The 17586-nt window shown below is 34.3% G+C and carries 18 protein-coding genes and 1 pseudogene; 16 read left to right on the plus strand and 3 right to left on the minus strand.

All coding sequences use genetic code 11. The features are described 5' to 3' along the window. Positions 1-15 precede the first annotated feature (15 nt). Positions 16-330 (plus strand): hypothetical protein, encoded by a 315-nt coding sequence (locus tag FLP15_RS05555; RefSeq protein WP_142766301.1) that lies wholly within the window; start codon positions 16-18, stop codon positions 328-330. A 332-nt stretch (positions 331-662) separates the two neighbouring features. Here FLP15_RS05555 and FLP15_RS05560 read toward each other — a convergent pair whose 3' ends face one another. Beyond that, positions 663-1541: a lectin-like domain-containing protein gene (locus FLP15_RS05560; protein ID WP_142766302.1), complete on the minus strand. Its 879-nt coding sequence runs from the start codon at positions 1539-1541 to the stop codon at positions 663-665. An 838-nt stretch (positions 1542-2379) separates the two neighbouring features. On the opposite strand from FLP15_RS05560, the gene FLP15_RS05565 reads away from it, so the two are divergent. The 10 genes and pseudogenes from FLP15_RS05565 to fitD all read left to right on the plus strand — a co-directional run bounded on the left by FLP15_RS05565 (position 2380) and on the right by fitD (position 12186). Beyond that, on the plus strand, positions 2380-2943 hold the full coding sequence (locus tag FLP15_RS05565) for a hypothetical protein (RefSeq protein WP_142766303.1): 564 nt from the start codon (positions 2380-2382) through the stop codon (positions 2941-2943). Positions 2944-2964: 21 nt separating this feature from the next. Next, on the plus strand, positions 2965-4098 hold the full coding sequence (locus tag FLP15_RS05570) for a WxLIP family cell surface protein (protein ID WP_142766304.1): 1134 nt from the start codon (positions 2965-2967) through the stop codon (positions 4096-4098). Between the two features lie 110 nt (positions 4099-4208). Then, on the plus strand, positions 4209-4559 hold the full coding sequence (locus tag FLP15_RS05575) for an LPXTG cell wall anchor domain-containing protein (protein WP_142766305.1): 351 nt from the start codon (positions 4209-4211) through the stop codon (positions 4557-4559). A 16-nt stretch (positions 4560-4575) separates the two neighbouring features. Continuing rightward, positions 4576-5241, plus strand: coding sequence for a WxL domain-containing protein (locus FLP15_RS05580; RefSeq protein ID WP_142766306.1), 666 nt, complete (start codon positions 4576-4578; stop codon positions 5239-5241). 75 nt (positions 5242-5316) lie between these two features. Continuing rightward, positions 5317-7353 carry a lectin-like domain-containing protein gene (locus FLP15_RS05585; RefSeq protein ID WP_142766307.1) on the plus strand — a complete coding sequence of 679 codons (2037 nt, stop codon included), beginning with the start codon at positions 5317-5319 and terminating at the stop codon, positions 7351-7353. Next, positions 7350-7817, plus strand: a complete 468-nt coding sequence (locus FLP15_RS05590) for a WxL domain-containing protein (protein ID WP_190288355.1) — start codon at positions 7350-7352, stop codon at positions 7815-7817. Before FLP15_RS05585 ends, FLP15_RS05590 begins: the two co-directional genes overlap by 4 nt. Before the next feature lie 703 nt (positions 7818-8520). Continuing rightward, on the plus strand, positions 8521-9468 hold the full coding sequence (gene fitA / locus FLP15_RS05595; protein WP_142766309.1) for an iron chelate ABC transporter permease FitA: 948 nt from the start codon (positions 8521-8523) through the stop codon (positions 9466-9468). Beyond that, positions 9465-10433, plus strand: a complete 969-nt coding sequence (gene fitB, locus FLP15_RS05600) for an iron chelate uptake ABC transporter family permease subunit FitB (RefSeq protein WP_142766310.1) — start codon at positions 9465-9467, stop codon at positions 10431-10433. Before fitA ends, fitB begins: the two co-directional genes overlap by 4 nt. Then, positions 10430-11188 (plus strand): iron chelate ABC transporter ATP-binding protein FitD, encoded by a 759-nt coding sequence (fitC, locus tag FLP15_RS05605; protein WP_142766311.1) that lies wholly within the window; start codon positions 10430-10432, stop codon positions 11186-11188. Before fitB ends, fitC begins: the two co-directional genes overlap by 4 nt. Positions 11189-11236: 48 nt before the next feature. Further along, positions 11237-12186: pseudogene (fitD, locus tag FLP15_RS05610) on the plus strand (iron chelate ABC transporter substrate-binding protein FitD). Between the two features lie 203 nt (positions 12187-12389). On the opposite strand, the gene FLP15_RS05615 reads toward fitD, so the two are convergent. Next, the gene (locus tag FLP15_RS05615; protein ID WP_142766312.1) at positions 12390-12665 is read right to left on the minus strand and encodes a hypothetical protein; all 276 of its coding nucleotides are present in this window, start codon (positions 12663-12665) and stop codon (positions 12390-12392) included. A 160-nt stretch (positions 12666-12825) separates the two neighbouring features. Then, the gene (locus tag FLP15_RS05620; RefSeq protein WP_142766313.1) at positions 12826-13170 is read right to left on the minus strand and encodes a hypothetical protein; all 345 of its coding nucleotides are present in this window, start codon (positions 13168-13170) and stop codon (positions 12826-12828) included. Between the two features lie 649 nt (positions 13171-13819). Between FLP15_RS05620 and FLP15_RS05625 the strand changes: the two genes are divergently transcribed. The 5 genes from FLP15_RS05625 to FLP15_RS05650 all read left to right on the plus strand — a co-directional run bounded on the left by FLP15_RS05625 (position 13820) and on the right by FLP15_RS05650 (position 17560). After that, positions 13820-14176: a hypothetical protein gene (locus tag FLP15_RS05625; protein WP_142766314.1), complete on the plus strand. Its 357-nt coding sequence runs from the start codon at positions 13820-13822 to the stop codon at positions 14174-14176. A 1031-nt stretch (positions 14177-15207) separates the two neighbouring features. Next, a complete protein-coding gene (locus FLP15_RS05635; protein WP_142766315.1) occupies positions 15208-15483 on the plus strand; it encodes a hypothetical protein in 276 nt (91 codons plus the stop codon). A 1-nt stretch (position 15484) separates the two neighbouring features. Continuing rightward, positions 15485-15844, plus strand: a complete 360-nt coding sequence (locus tag FLP15_RS05640; protein ID WP_142766316.1) for a DUF342 domain-containing protein — start codon at positions 15485-15487, stop codon at positions 15842-15844. Next, positions 15835-17184, plus strand: a complete 1350-nt coding sequence (locus FLP15_RS05645; RefSeq protein WP_142766317.1) for a polymorphic toxin type 44 domain-containing protein — start codon at positions 15835-15837, stop codon at positions 17182-17184. The genes FLP15_RS05640 and FLP15_RS05645 overlap by 10 nt, the downstream gene beginning before the upstream one ends. Next, positions 17171-17560, plus strand: a complete 390-nt coding sequence (locus tag FLP15_RS05650; RefSeq protein ID WP_142766318.1) for a hypothetical protein — start codon at positions 17171-17173, stop codon at positions 17558-17560. The genes FLP15_RS05645 and FLP15_RS05650 overlap by 14 nt, the downstream gene beginning before the upstream one ends. The last annotated feature ends 26 nt before the right edge of the window (positions 17561-17586 follow it).

The following is a 17586-nucleotide window of genomic DNA, read 5'->3' on the forward strand; positions in this document are numbered from 1 at the left end:
AAAGGAGGGGAGCTTATGAAAAAAGTAATAACATTATTCACTTTTTGGGGAGTTGTAGTGAGTTTACTGATAATACTGCTTCATCAAGTAGGACAAGACTCAAAGAGTTTCATATTGATTGCTTTGAATCCGATTTTATTCATGCTAGGTCAAGGTGAAGAGTCATTGACATTTATGAATTCTGGTTTTCAAATAAATGCTCAAACCATTGATGGAATGATATCAATATATTGGTATATTGCTTCAATTCTGACCTTTGCTTTTTACGGTGGGATTATTGATTTTATGCGCTATACTATAAAACGAAAACGAGATGATGGTGTCCTATAATTTAAAAACGATATCTTAGATTTAGCGGAGTATAAACAGTTTATTTTCAGTTAAGATAACTAATGAAGAAATAAAAATTTTCACTACTTACTTTTTTAGGGAACACATCATAGTTCTAACCAACTGAGTTAAAGAACCTAAGAGAAAATTAGTAACACTAGTTAATTTCTTCTTAGGTTAAAGGTATACTTATTATGAAATTTTTTATTTCCTAGAGAAAAAACACTATCATAGCAGGAACCATGTCTAACCATATTGTAGTATACATTATCTAAAATAAACTCGTTATTTTATCTATGGTTCCAGATTCAAATAAAATAATAATTCCCAATTCAATATAGATTATGGTCATTCGTAGAGTAGTAAGTGTCCCCAGCTCCTCCCGTAACAGAATTGATGTAATTTACTCTGAGGGGCTGAGTTGCTTTAGCTGAGTTCAGATAGGCGCCACTATTAGAGTAATACATTTTTGAGTAATGCCCACCAGTAGAGCCAATTAGACCAATAGATAACATTTGAGCAACAGTACAGTCATAAGAAACTTGCCCTGTTTGTCCCATGATGTTTCCGTTTGTATCTGAACCAGAGCCATAGGTCATTGTCAGTCTTCCCGATACGTTACCCTTTGCATCAACCCTACCAGTTGTAGTTGGTACCCATTTAAGTTGAACATAATCAGTGTAAGTATTTCTCGGACTAAGTATCGTTCCGTTCTTCCAATTTGCACCATTTACTGAGGATGATGCACTGACGGGAGGTGAAAGTAATGAACTACCATCGGCGGATACTTGTCGAATGGCAATCATATTGGAGATATTAGGTAAAATTAAATTTTCAGTTCTTACTCCTACATTGGGGTCGTTATACTTTGAGTCATTATTATAAAAAAAATCTCGCCCAGCAAAAATAGCATCTGGAATCCCTACGACTCCAAGTCCAGCATTAGTTTGCCCAGCAGTCATTCCTTGGGCATCTGTTTTAGCTAACACAAACCCTAAACTATCTCCTGCTGCGTAATCGTAAAGCCAGCTGATATCAATTTTAAAAGCACCTGTGATTGTTACATTTTGACTAAAATCTGCTGCATAATCAAAGATACTTCCTCCTGCTTGTGTCCCTTTATCATTAATAAGATTTAACCAGCCATCACTTGACCAGCTAGGACTTGCTCCTCCAACTCCAAAATTGGTCCAATTTGATAAATTGGCCATATCTGTTCTATCAAAGGTATGATTCCCTGTATCAAAATTTGAGTTCGGAGGAATTGGTGGCGATATACTTTGGTATAAAGCATTTCTTTATATTAGAGGGAGGGATGATAGCAGGAACTTAATTCATTATCAAGTATAAATTTATGGATATCATTTGTTATTTTCCATTAGTTGCTATATAAGCGTAACGTTATGACATTAAAAGCTTATTATTCATCAAATCAAAAAAGAAATTCAATTCAAAAAGTATCAAAGTGGTTATCTCAACATCATGTCCCTTATTATAGTAAAAGGATAATTTTATCAACTTTATTAATCCAAATTAAAAAAACTCCTCCGATGAATCGTGTGAAATTTCGGAGGAGTTTTTTGATTTGGTTAAAGAGTAGAGAGGTATCATAAAAAATTTAAACTGTTTAACTATTAATGAGAAAATATTAAAATATATAAGTTGATGACGAGTTCTGGTTCTCATTGTTATAATTATTTTCTAATTGAAATATTTCGTAAATTTTTTTGAAGTGAAATCAAAAAAAATCATTAATATCAGGGATTAAAGAGGATTTTATTTTCCGAAAAACAAGAGTTTTTCGGAAAGAACTTCTATAATAAAAAATATAATTCCAATTTGTTTTTAATCTTTTAATTATATTACTTATTAAGATTACAATTTTATTATTGCTCTGTCAAGTAATATGTTCCGAATTTAATTTAAACAAATTTTCAGAATTTTATATCTAAAAAAATTCCTTATGTCAAGAGATAAAAAAATAAAAAACTTGTTTATTTCTTTATCTCTCCGAAAAACTCTTGTTTTTTGGAGAGATGAGGAAGTGAAATGATCAAAAAGAACCTGTTATATAAAGAAGAGTTAAAATTAATTAATAAAAAAATAAGGAAGTTAAGGATTCCGCTTGCAAAATTATCTAAATCTCTAGAGATTCCTATCGTTAGATTGTCAGATATTCTCTCCTCGAAAGTAGAAACAGATCGAGGCACCATTCAGAATCTGCATATTTTTTTAGGAATGCGTGAAAAAGTAGAAGAAACACAAGAGACTCCTCTTTTAAGTGAAGTGCGTTTGAATAAAGAACAAACGAAAATATTTTTTCTTTTTGTAAGAAAAATAATGAAAGAGAGAAGGTTGACCATTATTAAATTAGCTCAAGGGTTGGATATGGAGGTCTCGACGGTCTCAGATATTCTTTACTTCAGAAGGGGAGCTCCTGGAAGCTTTATAAAAGCGCTCGCCCAATTTTTACGCTTCGAAGGAGAGCTAACGACTGAAGTGGCGTTGTTTCAGTTGCTTGAGTGTCATGGCTATGAATATTCAAAAGAGGAATCAACGGTAATAGCTAAAAGATATCTTGAACCAAAATTAATGAAATTTGTCCAATCTTGAGAAGGAGAAGAGATTAAATAAATGAAATGGAAAACAATAAAACATGTAACAATAGCTTTTTCTATCAGCCTATTCATTGGATTAACTGCTCATGTTGTTTATGCAGAGGAAAGTTCAGGGTTCTCAGTTACACCTGTACTTGAAGAAAATCAAATAGAAGCTGGACTTGGATATTTCAACCTTCTGTTAAAACCTGAGCAGAAACAAACCCTTAAATTTAACATCACTAATAATGGAAAAACACCAGTAGAAGTGGAGACGAGTTTTGGCACAGCTTTCACGGGTGATTTAGGTAATGTTTTATATACCCCTAATAAGATAAAACCTGTTTCTTCCTTAAAGATTAATATAAAAGATTACGTTAAACTTCCAAAAACAGTTACAGTACCTGCTCATGGTAAAACGGTGGTTTCGGCAGAGGTAACGATGCCACACGAAACTTTTAAAGGGGTTATTGCAGGAGGCTTTAACTTCAATGAAAAAGAAAATGGAGCAAACACCAAAGGTTCAGAGGGGGCAAAATCTGGGGCTTCAATTACTAATCGTTATACTTATGTTATTGGTTTAGTTCTACAAAATTCCAAGGACAAAGTTGACCCTGCTTTAAGTTTGGGAACTGTTACTCCCTCACAAGTGAACGGTCGTAATGTCATCAGTGCCAATTTAAAAAATTCTGCGATGACTTATCTTTTAGACATGAATATTGATGTAGAAGTGACTAAACTCAACGATTCTTCTATTAAGTACAGTTTTGATAATGCTACATTAAAAATGGCACCTAATTCAAACTTTAATCTAGGCATTCCTGTATCAATTCAGGGAGCATTAAAAAATGGACAAAGCTCTGTTCCGCTTAAAGCTGGAAAATATCAGTTAGAAATGACTGTCTACGGGAACAAAAATACCAATGGGAAGTATCAGAGTATGGTGGAGGGTCAAATCACAAAATATGATTATAAGTGGACTTTTTCAAAAGAGTTTGAAATTACAGGAAATCAAGCTAAAACACTGAATGAGAAAGATGTCACGATAGATCATGTTAAAGAAACACCTTGGATGCTCTATGGTTTAGGACTTGTTATCTTAGCTTTAACTATAATTATTTTCATTCTCGTATATAAGAGCAGAAAAAAGAAACAAGAGATTGAGTCATAAAATTTTTAGAAACTAAAAATAGTTTAAGTGCGTTTAGCGTTCAATGGAAATATATTGATGTCAACTTTGCATTGGACGTTAAGCGCATTTAATAACGAAAGGAGTTTAAAGTGAAGAGTTTTTTGAAATTTTATATCGTGGCTCAACTATTGTTTATTGTAGCACCGCCAACACGAGCAGATGCGGATATAAAATCTACGGAAAGTATCGTATCAGTGACCTTTATCGCTAATCCCAATCTTCCGAAACCACCAGCCCCTGGTCTTCCTCCGAATGGAAATCCAGTACAAGGGCAGATACAAGCCTCTAGTTTGAAAGGAAAACTTCCTAAAACTGGCGAATCACAGTCTAATCTAATTGTGTTAGGTTTTACTATTATGCTTGTAGCACTATTACTTTTTATAAGTAAAAAGAAAAAATTTAATTCATATTCTCAAAACACCCCTAAATTCTTCAATTAAGAAAGGAAGAACCATTATGAAAAAAGTAACTACATTATCTTCAGCTGCAATTGCACTTCTTACTTTGGCAGCTTCTGTCTCTCCTCTGACAGCATTAGCTGACACAACAGCAACTTCAGAGAACACCGTTACATTTACTGCTCCTACAACTGTACCTGACGTACCTAATCCAACTGACCCAACAGAACCTCCCACAGTTATCCCTTCACAACCAGGCGCTCTAGCTGTAGACTTTGCTTCTGCGATTGATTTTGGAAGCCATACACTGGATGGAGCAACGACCACTTTTGCAGGAGCAGTGGCTTCTGGAACAACTGGTGATGCTGGGACTCCAATTCTTGCTTGGCATGATCTTGATGGTACTTCCCCAGCTGTCAGCTATGAGATTACGGCAGCTGTAACCAACCCCTTTGGAATGGATGGAGCAACAGTGACGTATGGTGAAGGAGATTTAATTAATACATCAGGATCTGATGCGACAGCTACTACAGGTGTATCTACTAATGGAGCGATTACACTTGGAGAAAACGGAACACCTGCGACAGTAATCGCAAGTACAGGTGCACTTGATGGTCACTATGTGGATGCTTTCAGCGATGTGTCACTTTATGTACCGGTAGCTTCACAAACAGCAGGAGAGCATTCAGCTACGGTAACATGGACAATGACTAATGCTGTATAAGTAACTTACCAAATGATATATGGCTTAAGATTCCTTTTGTTAGAAGGAATCTTAATGCTTTGAAAGGAAATGACAGTGGCAAAATTTATATACTTACTTAGAAAGATAACAAATATTGGCGCAGGCGCCTTACTTTTAGTAAGCTTTTTGTTGCCAACTTTAAGTTTGATTTCGCACACTTTATCCGTCAAAGCTGCTACAGGCACTCCGCCACCAATTCCTCCGAACTCAAATTTTGATACAGGGAATCATACCTTTGATAGAACAGATATGGCCAATTTATCAAATTGGACCAATTTTGGAGTTGGAGGAGCAAGTCCTAGCTGGTCAAGTGATGGCTGGTTAAATCTTATTAATGATAAAGGGACACAAGCAGGAGGAAGTATCTTTGATTATGCAGCAGATTTTAGTCAAAATGTAACAATCACAGGTGCTTTTAAAATTGATATCAGCTGGCTTTACGATTACGCAGCAGGAGATAGTTTAGGGTTTGTGTTAGCTAAAACAGATGCCCAAGGAATGACTGCTGGGCAAACTAATGCTGGACTTGGAGTCGTAGGGATTCCAGATGCTATTTTTGCTGGGCGAGATTTTTTTTATAATAATGACTCAAAGTATAACGACCCCAATGTAGGAGTAAGAACTGAAAATTTAATTTTACCTAATATCTCCAATATGATTGCCATTCGACAAGTATCCGCCGATGGTAGTTCATTACTTTCACCTCCCGTCAGTGCATCATCCTCAGTAAATGGTGCAAATTGGAAGAACGGAACGATACTTAGTCCGAGAAATACTTACACTGATTATGTTCAACTTAAATGGGTACCAACTACAACTGGTAGGGTTGATGCAAAGGGTAACGTATCGGGAAGACTGACAATGACCTATGGCTCTGGTTCAGATACAAACGGAAACATCATGGGACAAACAGGGCAAGTTTCTTATGACTGTACTGTTGCTCAAATGTTATCTATTGGTCTAATTGGCTCTACTGGTGGGCATTACTCAAAAATGTATTACTCTAATAGTGGCGCCTATCTGAACTCAGCTAAAGCAACTCAGCCCCTCAGAGTAAATTACATCAATTCTGTTACGGGACAACCGATTGAATCTGCTCCTTACTCTACAGTAGAAGCAAATGTTGGAGATAGAATCGGAGTGGTGAGCCCAACAAATTTAGCACTTCCAGCTGATAGCTATGATTATAGAGCTCCTAATTTGACTGGTTATACATTTACTGGGATTTCAACAGGAAGTGGAGTAAATACATCGTCTGTTGCGCAAACAGGATCGGTGGTAGTTAATAATAATGATCCATTAACAACTACGGGCTTGATTACACCAAGGAATAACTCGATTAATATTTACTATCGTCCCTCAACAGTATCTGCATCGTTTTTATCAGTGTATCTTGGTGGAACACCTGGTACAACAAATATTGGTAGCGCAGGAGGGGTTGCGATTGCCACACCTTCTGGAAATCCAACCACGGTAGGTTTTGCGGCACCATTATCTGGCATTCCAGCGACAACAGGTTTAGTTGGACTACCAGCAAGTGCGCCAGACGTTGATATTCCTGAGGGTTATAATATGTATGGAGTTGTTGGACCAGATGGTATTGCCTATCTGCGTTCAACATATGGAACTCCACAAGCAACACTGACAGCCGCTTTAAATGCCAATCCTTTGACAACAGCTGATGTCACTGTTCCGTCTGGGTTACCGAATAGTTTTACGGTTATCCTTCAAGCAGAGCAGGTAAGTGTTATGATTCACACAAGAGTAAATGAAGAAGGAGTACCCGAAGGCACTGAAATACCTGACGAACAAAGTTTTCAACTTTCCCAAGGTTTAGTTGGCGCACCAATCTCTGCTTCGGATATTTCAAGTGCCATCTCTACTTTAACAACTGGTGGAGGTGTCCTTGATATGACAAGTACCTTGTATAACAATTGGTATATCATTGATCTAGTAGGTCCTAAGAATGATACAATAAATACTAGTGAATTAACCGATAATGCGGCAGCAGTTGCTCGATTAACAGATTTAGTTAATTATACGCCTTATATTCTAGCTTCGGGGCTAAGAATGTCTATACCATTAATTTGAGTTATTCAGGCACCTTATCGTTAGAGGTTCCAGAATTAATCTCTTTTGGTTCCCATGAAATTTCAGGAAATACGATAGCTGCTCAAGGAATAATGGATAGTGATGTTCTAGTCCATGATGGTAGAGGTACACCAAGGTCTTGGAGAATGGAGGTTCAACAATCTGCCCCACTAACTGCCTATGATACAACGACAGGATTGGTTATTCATAGTTTTGGTCTTGATGGTGCATTGCACTTTGTGGATAGTGCAGGAAACGATACCGCATTGACAGGGACAGCTTCTCCTACAGTCTTTAATCAAACTGTAGGAACGGATCATTTAGTGAGTGTCTTAGAGGCAAGCAGTATAGGAGGGGCAGGATTATATTTAGAAGTTTTGCCTGAGCAACAAATTGCTACATGGCAAGGAAAGGGAATAGTCTACAAAGGTGCACTAAATTGGATTATCTCGGACGCTCCTTGATTTGATAAAAGTATGTAATTCTTTTTACAACAAAACAATACAAAATTTTTTCAATAAACAAGATAAAACGAGAAATTGCGAAATTTCTCGTTTTTTTATAGTCAAAATATAATTTTAAAATAATAACAAAATTTTGGTAACGATAAGCTTTATAATTCCTGCATCAATAGTTATAAAAATGAGATAAAAATTAATAACGTAATAATCTCTTTCTCAGTGACGATTATTTTCTTTAAATTGAGTGAACGACCTATTGAATTTCTCAACAACTTTGAAAAGATATGGCTTCCTCGTAATTCCGCTCCATTCCATAATGGATAAATTATTTTTATTTTATAGAGTTATATATACTAAATATAGTACAAAACATTATCAACCCTTAATATATATGATTGTAAAGGTTTTATTGCAAAGCTTTTCACATCAATCTTTAATCCCGATATATTGTTTTCTTCGAAAAATCATTGTATTCTTTTTTATGCTTTGCTATAATAGATAATGTAAAATATGTTTTACATTATTCCCGCAATTGACAGAATTGGAGGAACTATGAAAATACTTGATACCATCCATGTGGGACAAATTTACTATATAGATAAAATATTTGGTGCTAATCAACCAAAGGTGTACGAGATGAGATTTTTTCCGTAAAGTTATAAATGAGAATGAAAATCTTTCTCAATTAGAAAAGAAGAGTGAGTATATGAAAAAAATAGGCCTATTTGTTCTCTTACTCCTTTTGAGTGTTTTATCAATTTTTGTAGGTGTTAAAGAACTTTCTTTGACACAGTTATTTCAATGGGATGCTCAACAACGGTTGGTATTAGTCACAACAAGGATTCCTAGAACAATTAGTTTATTGATTGCAGGCAGTACGCTAAGTATTTCTGGTTTGATTATGCAACATTTAACTCAAAATAAGTTTGTTTCTCCTAGTACATCTGGTACGATGGACAGCGCAAGGTTAGGTATTCTAGTGGTTATGATCTTTTTTCCTAGTGCGCCGTTGTTGTTTCGGTCGTTCATTGCTTTTTTATTTGCCTTAGGTGGGACGCTATTTTTTATCTATTTAACTAGATTTTTACCAGCGAAAAATCAAGTAATGATCCCGTTAGTTGGGGTCATGTTTGGGAATATTATTGGGTCAATCGCAACTTTTTTTGCGTATCAATTTCAATTAGTGCAAAATATGTCTTCTTGGCTACAAGGTAATTTTTCAACTGTTATGAAAGGAGGCTATGAATTATTATTTTTAACCGTTCCATTGTTAATTATGGTGTACTTATATGCCTATCAATTTACGATGGCAGGAATGGGAGAAGATATGGCGACCAATTTGGGCTTGGATTACCAGCGAATCCAATTACTTGGCTTGTCAATTGTGGCTTTGTCTAGTGCGGTAATCTTAATTATGGTGGGGAGTATTCCTTTTTTAGGCGTTATTGTTCCCAACTTAGTTTCATTGCGTTATGGAGACCACATGAAAAACACCCTAGTTCTGACGGCTGTTGGTGGCAGCATTTTCTTATTAATTTGCGATATTTTAGCGCGAGTAGTAATTGCTCCTTATGAAATTCCAGTGAGTGTCGTGGTAGGCGCTTTAGGAAGCCTCATTTTTATTACATTATTGATGAGGAGGCGCTGGACATGAAAAAACAAGAACAGCGTTCTTCGGTTAGGTTGATGATATTGTTATTGGCTGTTTTGGGGATTTGTTTCTTATATTTATCCTACAATACTTATGGCATTTGGGCTTTTGCGTTAGAACTACGAGGGGGAAAAGTGCTTGCCTTTATTTTGGTAGGAATTGCTGGGGCTTTTTCAACAATTAGTTTTCAGACAATGACTCAAAATCATTTTTTAACCCCGAATATTTTAGGTTTGGACTCGTTGTATGTGTTAGTGCAAACTTTGCTCTTTTTCTTTCTAGGTGGGCGCCAAACGTTGGGCGAAACTTCATTAACCACATTTCTAATGAACGTCCTGTTGATGGTGGGCATCAGTGTCACATTGTCGTATTTTCTGTTGAAAAAAAGTGGTAATGATTTATTCCTTTTGTTGATGATTGGTATGATTTTAGGAACCTTTTTCAACAGTATCAGTACCTTTTTGCAAGTGGTGATGGATCCTAATGAATATGATTTACTACAAGGGAGACTCTTTGCGAGTTTTGGGAATGTGGATAGTCAATATTTGTTGATTGCAGGGCTTTTGATTGCGGGCTTAGTGTTTTTTCTATGGATAAAAAGTTATTTGTTGGATGTGTTACATTTGGGGAATAATCAGGCGAAAAATCTAGGAATTAATGTGCCAAGATTTCAATTAGTTTTACTGTTTGTTATCAGCGGTTTGGTGGGACTGTCCACTGCCTTAGTCGGTCCGGTGACCTTCTTAGGATTTATTGTCGCTAATGTCAGTTACCAATGGATGAATACCTATCGCCACCGTGAATTATTTATTGCAGGGAGTTTATTGGCAATTTTCTTATTAGTTTTTGCTCAATTTTTGATTGAGCAAGTCTTCAAATTGAACACGACGTTAAGTATAGTTATTGAGTTTGTCGGTGGCTTGTATTTCGTCGGTAAAATTGTAAGTGAAAGGAAACAGCGTAGATGATTGAAATAAAAAATGTTTCAAAAAAGTATGGTGAAAAAATTGTTGTCTCTGAAGTACGATTACCTATTACTGAAAAGAAACTAACGGCTTTTATTGGTCCTAACGGTGCTGGAAAAAGCACACTTTTATCTATGATAAGTCGCCTGATACCCAAGGATACTGGGGAAATCTATCTTGATCATAATGAAGTGAAAACATGGAAACAAAATGACTTATCCCAAAAATTATCGATTTTAAAACAGGCGAATGATATTAACTTAAAATTGACAGTCAGAGAATTGGTTAATTTTGGACGTTTTCCTTATTCAAAAGGTCGCCTAAAAAAAGAAGACCATGAAAAAGTGGATGAAGCAATGGAAAATCTTGGTTTAATGATGCTTGCCAACGAGTTAATTGATACATTATCTGGTGGTCAATTGCAACGAGTTTATATTGCGATGGTCTTAGCCCAAGATACGGATTACATTCTGTTGGACGAGCCATTAAATAACTTAGATATGAATTATGCCGTTCAAATGATGCAGACGTTACGTCGGCTAGTTGATGAATTTGGTAAAACTGTTATTATTGTTTTACACGACATTAATTTTGCTGCAAGCTACGCAGATGAAATCGTAGCTATGAAAGAAGGACGTCTTTACACGCATGGAACTACAGATGAAGTTATCCAATCAGAACTTTTAAATAAATTGTATGATATGAATATCCGAATTTGTGAAATTGAAGGTAAACGTTTTTGTATGTATTTTACTTGATTTAGATAAAAGTAGTTTAAATAAAATAACAGGTTTAATGGAGGAGTAATGAAAAAGAAATTAATTGCGTTAGTAGCAATATCAATGACAGGATTTTTCGCATTAAGTGCGTGTAACAATGGGACCAAGTCAGCAACAAATAGTGAAACTAGCATAGAAAGTAAGATTAAAGTAACTGATTCAAATGGAGAAATAGAAGTTCCTAAAAATCCTAAAAAAGTCGTTGTTTTTGACAACGGTTCATTAGATACAATTGATGCTTTAGGCGCTGGTGATACCATTGTTGGAGCGCCCACTAAAAATTTACCAACTTACTTAGACACGTATAAAAAAGTTGAATCTGCAGGGGGATTAAAGAACCGGATTTGGAAAAAATTAACCAATTAAAACCTGATTTAATCATCATTTCTGGCCGTCAACAAGATTTCCAAGAAAAATTAAAAAAAATCGCTCCAACGATTTACTTATCAGTTGATGCTAAAGATACTTGGAACTCAACCAAACAAAACATTAAAACATTAGGACAAATTTTTGATAAAGGAAAAGTTGCTGACGAAAAAATTGCTGATTTAGAAAAGGAAATTGCCGACATTAAAGAGCAAGCTTCTGCTAGTGATGAAAAATCCTTAGTTGTTTTGGTTAATGAAGGCCAACTTTCTGCTTATGGTAAAGGTTCACGTTTCGGAATTGTTCATGATACTTTTGGTTTCAAACAAGCTGATGAAAACATTGAAGTATCAACTCATGGACAAAGTGTTTCGTATGAGTATGCCCTAGAAAAAAATCCAGATATCTTATTTGTTGTTGATCGTACGAAAGCAATTGGTGGCGATGCTTCAAAAGATAACGTTGCTGACAACGAATTGATCAAACAAACCAATGCTGGTCGTAACAATAAAGTCATTTCGCTACAACCAGATGTTTGGTATTTAAGCGGTGGTGGACTTGAATCCACTCATTTAATGATTGAAGACGTTCAAAAAGCGTTAACAAAATAAAGTAACTGGGTTAAAGAGATTGTCAACTTACTCATTAGTTACAGGGAGATAATTTATAATGAGTGTGTTAAAATAATGCATAAGTTCAGTCTTCCTGTTGACTATATTACAATCTATCGTTATAGATATGCTCCATCTCTAAAAGTGATCAAATGACTAAAAGAGGATAGAGTTCTTCAATGGGAGTGGTATTTGGTGGTGAGTTAGCTAATAATCATGACGATACTTAATGGGTTGGATACTTTCCAAAATTCAAGAAAACATTCGCCAAGTGTTGCGCCTTTTATACCGCATGCTGACATACCAAATAGTTTTTGGAAATCCTGATGAATCGTTTGTGAGAGCTGTGTAGAAACTGGTGAAAAGGTTAATTTTTGTTGAACTAATAAGCTTGATTGTGATTTAAAGCTACAAGCTGTCAAAGAAATCAGCGTCAGTAGCAAAGAGAATAAACCAAAAATTTTTTGATACTTTATCATAAACTTTCTCTAAAATTTTATAGTTTTTTAACTTGCTTATATCATGATACATGAGTGTGTAGATAAGGTTTCTGAGCCAGCTGAAAAATTAGAGATTTTTATAGTTCTTTCTTATACTGATATTACTTTATTGATTAAGTTTTGATCAAATTTTATCATATTAACTGATTAAAGAAATAAGGGCTGTAACTAAAAATCCAACTAGAAAAATCCATGTCCAATACTTATTAGAGATGAAAAATAGAGTTGGATTTTCAGAAACTTTTATTCTTTCTCCCGTCTCCTCATCAATGAAATATTTTACCTTTTTTGAAACAAATCTTTTTTCGAAAAGATAATTAAAAGCTGAGGAAAAAATAGCTATCAAAAGACATAAAACTACATTCATCGTTTTGCTGCCTGTTGGAAGTTTTAAAAGCATTGTTGCAATAATCGCTGATAGTAGAACTCCTAGAAATAATGAAAGGATTACAAGACTTCCTTTCCCACGCCAAATAAATAACATTTCATTTTTCTCCTAATTTTTTTGTTAATATTACAATAGCCAATTTTCAACTATTGTAATTATATTATAACAAAACTAACCAGATAATAAAAAAATAAAACGAAAAGCAATGATTTGTAAAATCTGTTTGACTTCGTAAGTCATTTTCTTCTATACTAATTAACAAATTTGTATTTGTAAGATAACATTGTGATATTGAGGTTTGGATATGTAGTATATTGTTTAGTCTTGCCAAAAAGTAGGTTTTAGCATTCCCTGCTTTTTTTGCTTGGATAAAAAGTGATTTAGTAGGGGGATTTAGTACCATAGGATAAGATACGAAAGAGTATATTGGGGAAAGTAAAAATCAATCACTTTTTAAACTTAATATGCAGAGGTATATAACTTGAAGGTGAAGTATAAACCATAATATTGCCAATATCTTTTGCTCCCTTTAGTTATTGATTTTATCCGAGAATTTATCTAAACGGTAGCAAGTTTATCTGATTACTATTAGCAAAAGGTCTTAGAGATAATAAATAGCAACATTGTGAAAGGTGTTGCTATTTTTGCTTTGACTTTCAACTCGAAAACATAAAAAGAATATACTAGAATGGGAATAAAAAATTCAGGAACTAATCAAAGAAAATGAAAATAATCTATAAAAAATATGGACGAGCTTTTCACGATTTATGAGTACAAAAGAATATCTCGTTATCTTACTTTAAAAGGCAAGGAATTGCTACCAAATCGTCGTTATCGAATTTTGAAAATGGAAAAATCAGAACAAATTCATATTGCGGTCATATTTTGGGAACGCTTAGTTGCGGTTTTCAATGAAGAGGCAAAAATCTATGGTCCAGAAGACTATAATAGTCCACTCGGTTTAATCGGGGGAGTTTCCTGTCAAGAAGTTTGTCGTCCTCAGCAATGGGCGGCTTTAGGCGGGGAAACCTTAATTGGTAGTCATCATGATTCTGAGATTGGTGGGAAAAATGGTGAGGACAAAGGCTATGAGGATTACTGAGGTATTACGTATTTGATTGAGGAAGAACATCAGGGGAAACATTTGAAGGCGGGGATTATTCTATTTGGAAGTTGAATTTCAAAGTAAAGATTAAAAATATCAGACGAATAGCAATGATGTTATTCGTCTATTTTTTTGAATATAAAAGTAATTGTAAAAGAAGGGAACTAACTTGGAAATAGAAAAAACAAAAAATCTTGCGGGAATAAGCAAAAAATATGTGAAATTTTGGCGTTCTACAGGGAATATTATTGAATGATTTGACGAAGAAGCGACATTCACCCGAACTTTCTTCATACATTTTGAGGGCTTCTCATGGAGAGAATATATCTTGATAGAAGACTATAAAATCTACTCAAAATACTGCTCCGAAATTCGAAAAAAGGTACTATAAATGGTATAATAGAGAGGTTCTGTTTACTCTCTATTTTGAGAAAGGTAGAAGTAAATGTTTAATAAAAAATTATTGAGTGGGAAGTATCGTTTCACAGAAAAGTACTTTACTACGAGTGGAGAATGGAAAACGGTATGTTGTACCATGAATTCTGCACGTAGATAGGCAAAAGCGGAAGCCCATAGTAAACTTGAAAAAAGTAAGGGAGAAACTTTAAAAAAACACCAAGAAAAATACCAAAAAGGTGGGAAATGCTGATAACTCTTGGGATGTGAAAGAAAATGAAAAAACTTGGGGATATTGATAAACAAAGAACTAAGGGAAGTATTAGGAATATTAAGGAGAAAGTGGGTAACGTATGGCACAGTTTTATTTTCAATTTGTGAAAAATAAAGAAGTTACTGATAATATAGCTAGTATTTAATTAAAATAAATTTTAGTGGGCAAATAGTGGGCAGAATTAAAATACAAAAATTAAGATTTATAAAACAAAGAGCCGTTATTAAAATTTAACGACTTTTTGTTTTGTAAATTTGAAGTATTAATTGTAAATAAAATGGAGTAAGCAGTTGCAAAAACACTCAAAACCTTGTAAAATTAATGTAATGATAAAATAACATTAGTAAAGAGGTGAATTATGGGAGCATCAAGAATTAGCTCTGATGTCATGACAGCACAAAGCGCAATCTCTAAGTTAACAGGAATAGAAGCTGGTGCAATTCAAAATGAAAGCGTCCATTTTGCAGGAAGTAATATCACTTGCATGAAAGCAGGGCAAGACCTAACAAATCATTTATTAAAAGATGTTGGAGAACTCGTTTCAACCATTCAAAAACAGGCTGATAAAATTGAGGGGTTGGCTCAAACGATTGAATATCGAGATAGTATGGATGCGACAAGCTGGGGGTTCTAGTATGGCAGGAGATAGAAATGCTGATAAACGTGTCATTCTTGAAAGAGAAATAAGACTTAAAGAAAATCAGTTAGATGACCTTTCGCAAGAACAACACACGATTCAAAATCAAATTGAAAAATTTCAAAATAATATGAGCCAGTTGTTTAGACAAGAGGAAGAATGCTATTATATGCTTCATCAAGAGGGAGAAAGAATAGATAATCAAACGGTTACGTTACAAGAGGTAAGTAGGGTAATGCGAGAAATGTCAGACCGTCAATCTGATGAATTAGAGCAAGGCTATCGTATCGCACGTATAAATGCACAGGAAGAAATTGAGCAACTGCATCGTGAAAGGAACGCTTTAGCATGGGATTAAAATATAATAAAAATGATGGCGAACTATTGTTATCTGCTTTAACTCATAATGTTCAAAGTGCTGATGAAATTATTAGGAGATTGCAAACAGGAGTAAACTATTTAACATGGTTATTAGACAATCCGTTTTCAGGTCTATCAGGGAAAGCTTATAACGCAGCAAACACACTTTTTAAGGGTATTATTCAAACGACACTTGATAAACTAGAGCAAGCCTTAACAGATATAAAAAGTGATAGCACCCTCTATCATTCTGCAATTGGTGCATTTAATGCATTCAATGATACAATTTTTGATGAAGATAAAATCCAACAGTTGATTGATATTAAGCGTCAGCAACTTAATTTAGTAGAAAATCAAATCATCTTTTTCAATGATAATCTAGTGAACAGTTTAGCTAAAGGGGTAGCTGAAAACTTACTTTATGAGGGGAAACAGCTTGAAAGTGTTGCAAGTCATTATCAAGAAGAAATTGTAAAACTCGAAGCAAAACTACAAATTTTACAAGAGTTTTCATGGAAGACATCCAGTCTTTTTCAAGATAGCTTACAAGTTTTTCAAAATGCGATGCAAGGGGCAAAGGCTTTAAATCAAGGAAATTTTGATAAAAACGGTAATTTTAAAATTCCAACAAGTGCAAACATGACTTGGTATAAAGCAATGATAGGACAAGAACTTGATTCATCACTTGTGGCAGGCGATAGAGACCCTAATACTCTTCCAGAGAAATATCGGATTGAAATTGAGGATATAAAAAATTCCAACTTGTCAGAGGTTGAAAAAGCTGATAAGATAACAAATACTTATGAAAAATATTTATATTCGTTAGCAAAATCTGAATTTAATAGTTACAATGAAGTGAAAGAAAAATATTTAAAAGGAGAAGCTTCAAGAACTGAGCTAGATAAAAAAGAGGCTCTGCTTTCTGAGAAATTACAAAGTTTAAATATTAATATAAAAGAAATTGCTAGAGAGGTAGGTAATAATGTTGTTGAGGTTTCGGATAAAAAGAATCTAGTCGTGTTTTATGATATGGTACAAACAAAACATCCATTAGATTTAAAAAATCGTACCTATGGAAATTTAACATATTCTATTTGGTCTAGGAACTGGAATAATGATTTAAAAATTGATGGGAAAGATAGATCAACAGACTACTTGGGTAATTATTTATACGGTTACTATGGAAAAGCGATGGGGTTTAGTAATGATATTTTGTTAAATGGCGCAGGGACTGCTCAAACTTTTAGTAATCTTAGTAAATTTGATTTTTCTTTTGGAGATAATGCAGGAGATTCAGAAATTATAAAGCAAGGAATTAAAGATTTTGAAAAAAAATAGAAAAAAAATAATAACGATTTTCTTTATAGCTTTGTGTATGATTTTATTAGCAGTTTTTTATAAAAATACTGTGAAAGCTTTCTATTTTCCAAATCAAACAAGAACATATTATCGTAAAATAGCTAAAGATAATATTGAGGGTACGATAAGAGTAGGTAATAAAAACAATAAACCATTAAAACTAGTGATAAAAGTGTTTGATGAAAAGGGAAAAGAGTTGGCACCAACTATTAAACCAGAAAAAAATGGTAATGAATATATTTTCCAAAATCTAAGAGCTGGTATGACTTATAAAATTGTGACTAGAAATCCTAAAAATTCTTTTTTGACGGTTTGGGGTCTGTATATCGTTGATGATAATGGTGGTGTTTTGTAGTTTAATAAGAAAATATTGAATACTTA

Origin of the sequence: Lactococcus protaetiae (assembly GCF_006965445.1) — a bacterium.
Taxonomy (GTDB): Bacteria; Bacillota; Bacilli; order Lactobacillales; family Streptococcaceae; genus Lactococcus; species Lactococcus protaetiae.

Coding starts and splice junctions, on each gene's coding strand:
- FLP15_RS05555 (WP_142766301.1), top strand. CDS start 16: ATGAAAAAAGTAATAACATTATTCACTTTTTGGGGAGTTGTAGTGAGT.
- FLP15_RS05560 (WP_142766302.1), bottom strand. CDS start 1,541: ATGGCCAATTTATCAAATTGGACCAATTTTGGAGTTGGAGGAGCAAGT.
- FLP15_RS05565 (WP_142766303.1), top strand. CDS start 2,380: ATGATCAAAAAGAACCTGTTATATAAAGAAGAGTTAAAATTAATTAAT.
- FLP15_RS05570 (WP_142766304.1), top strand. CDS start 2,965: ATGAAATGGAAAACAATAAAACATGTAACAATAGCTTTTTCTATCAGC.
- FLP15_RS05580 (WP_142766306.1), top strand. CDS start 4,576: ATGAAAAAAGTAACTACATTATCTTCAGCTGCAATTGCACTTCTTACT.
- fitA (WP_142766309.1), top strand. CDS start 8,521: ATGAAAAAAATAGGCCTATTTGTTCTCTTACTCCTTTTGAGTGTTTTA.
- fitB (WP_142766310.1), top strand. CDS start 9,465: ATGAAAAAACAAGAACAGCGTTCTTCGGTTAGGTTGATGATATTGTTA.
- fitC (WP_142766311.1), top strand. CDS start 10,430: ATGATTGAAATAAAAAATGTTTCAAAAAAGTATGGTGAAAAAATTGTT.
- FLP15_RS05615 (WP_142766312.1), bottom strand. CDS start 12,665: ATGATAAAGTATCAAAAAATTTTTGGTTTATTCTCTTTGCTACTGACG.
- FLP15_RS05620 (WP_142766313.1), bottom strand. CDS start 13,170: ATGTTATTTATTTGGCGTGGGAAAGGAAGTCTTGTAATCCTTTCATTA.
- FLP15_RS05625 (WP_142766314.1), top strand. CDS start 13,820: ATGGACGAGCTTTTCACGATTTATGAGTACAAAAGAATATCTCGTTAT.
- FLP15_RS05635 (WP_142766315.1), top strand. CDS start 15,208: ATGGGAGCATCAAGAATTAGCTCTGATGTCATGACAGCACAAAGCGCA.
- FLP15_RS05640 (WP_142766316.1), top strand. CDS start 15,485: ATGGCAGGAGATAGAAATGCTGATAAACGTGTCATTCTTGAAAGAGAA.
- FLP15_RS05645 (WP_142766317.1), top strand. CDS start 15,835: ATGGGATTAAAATATAATAAAAATGATGGCGAACTATTGTTATCTGCT.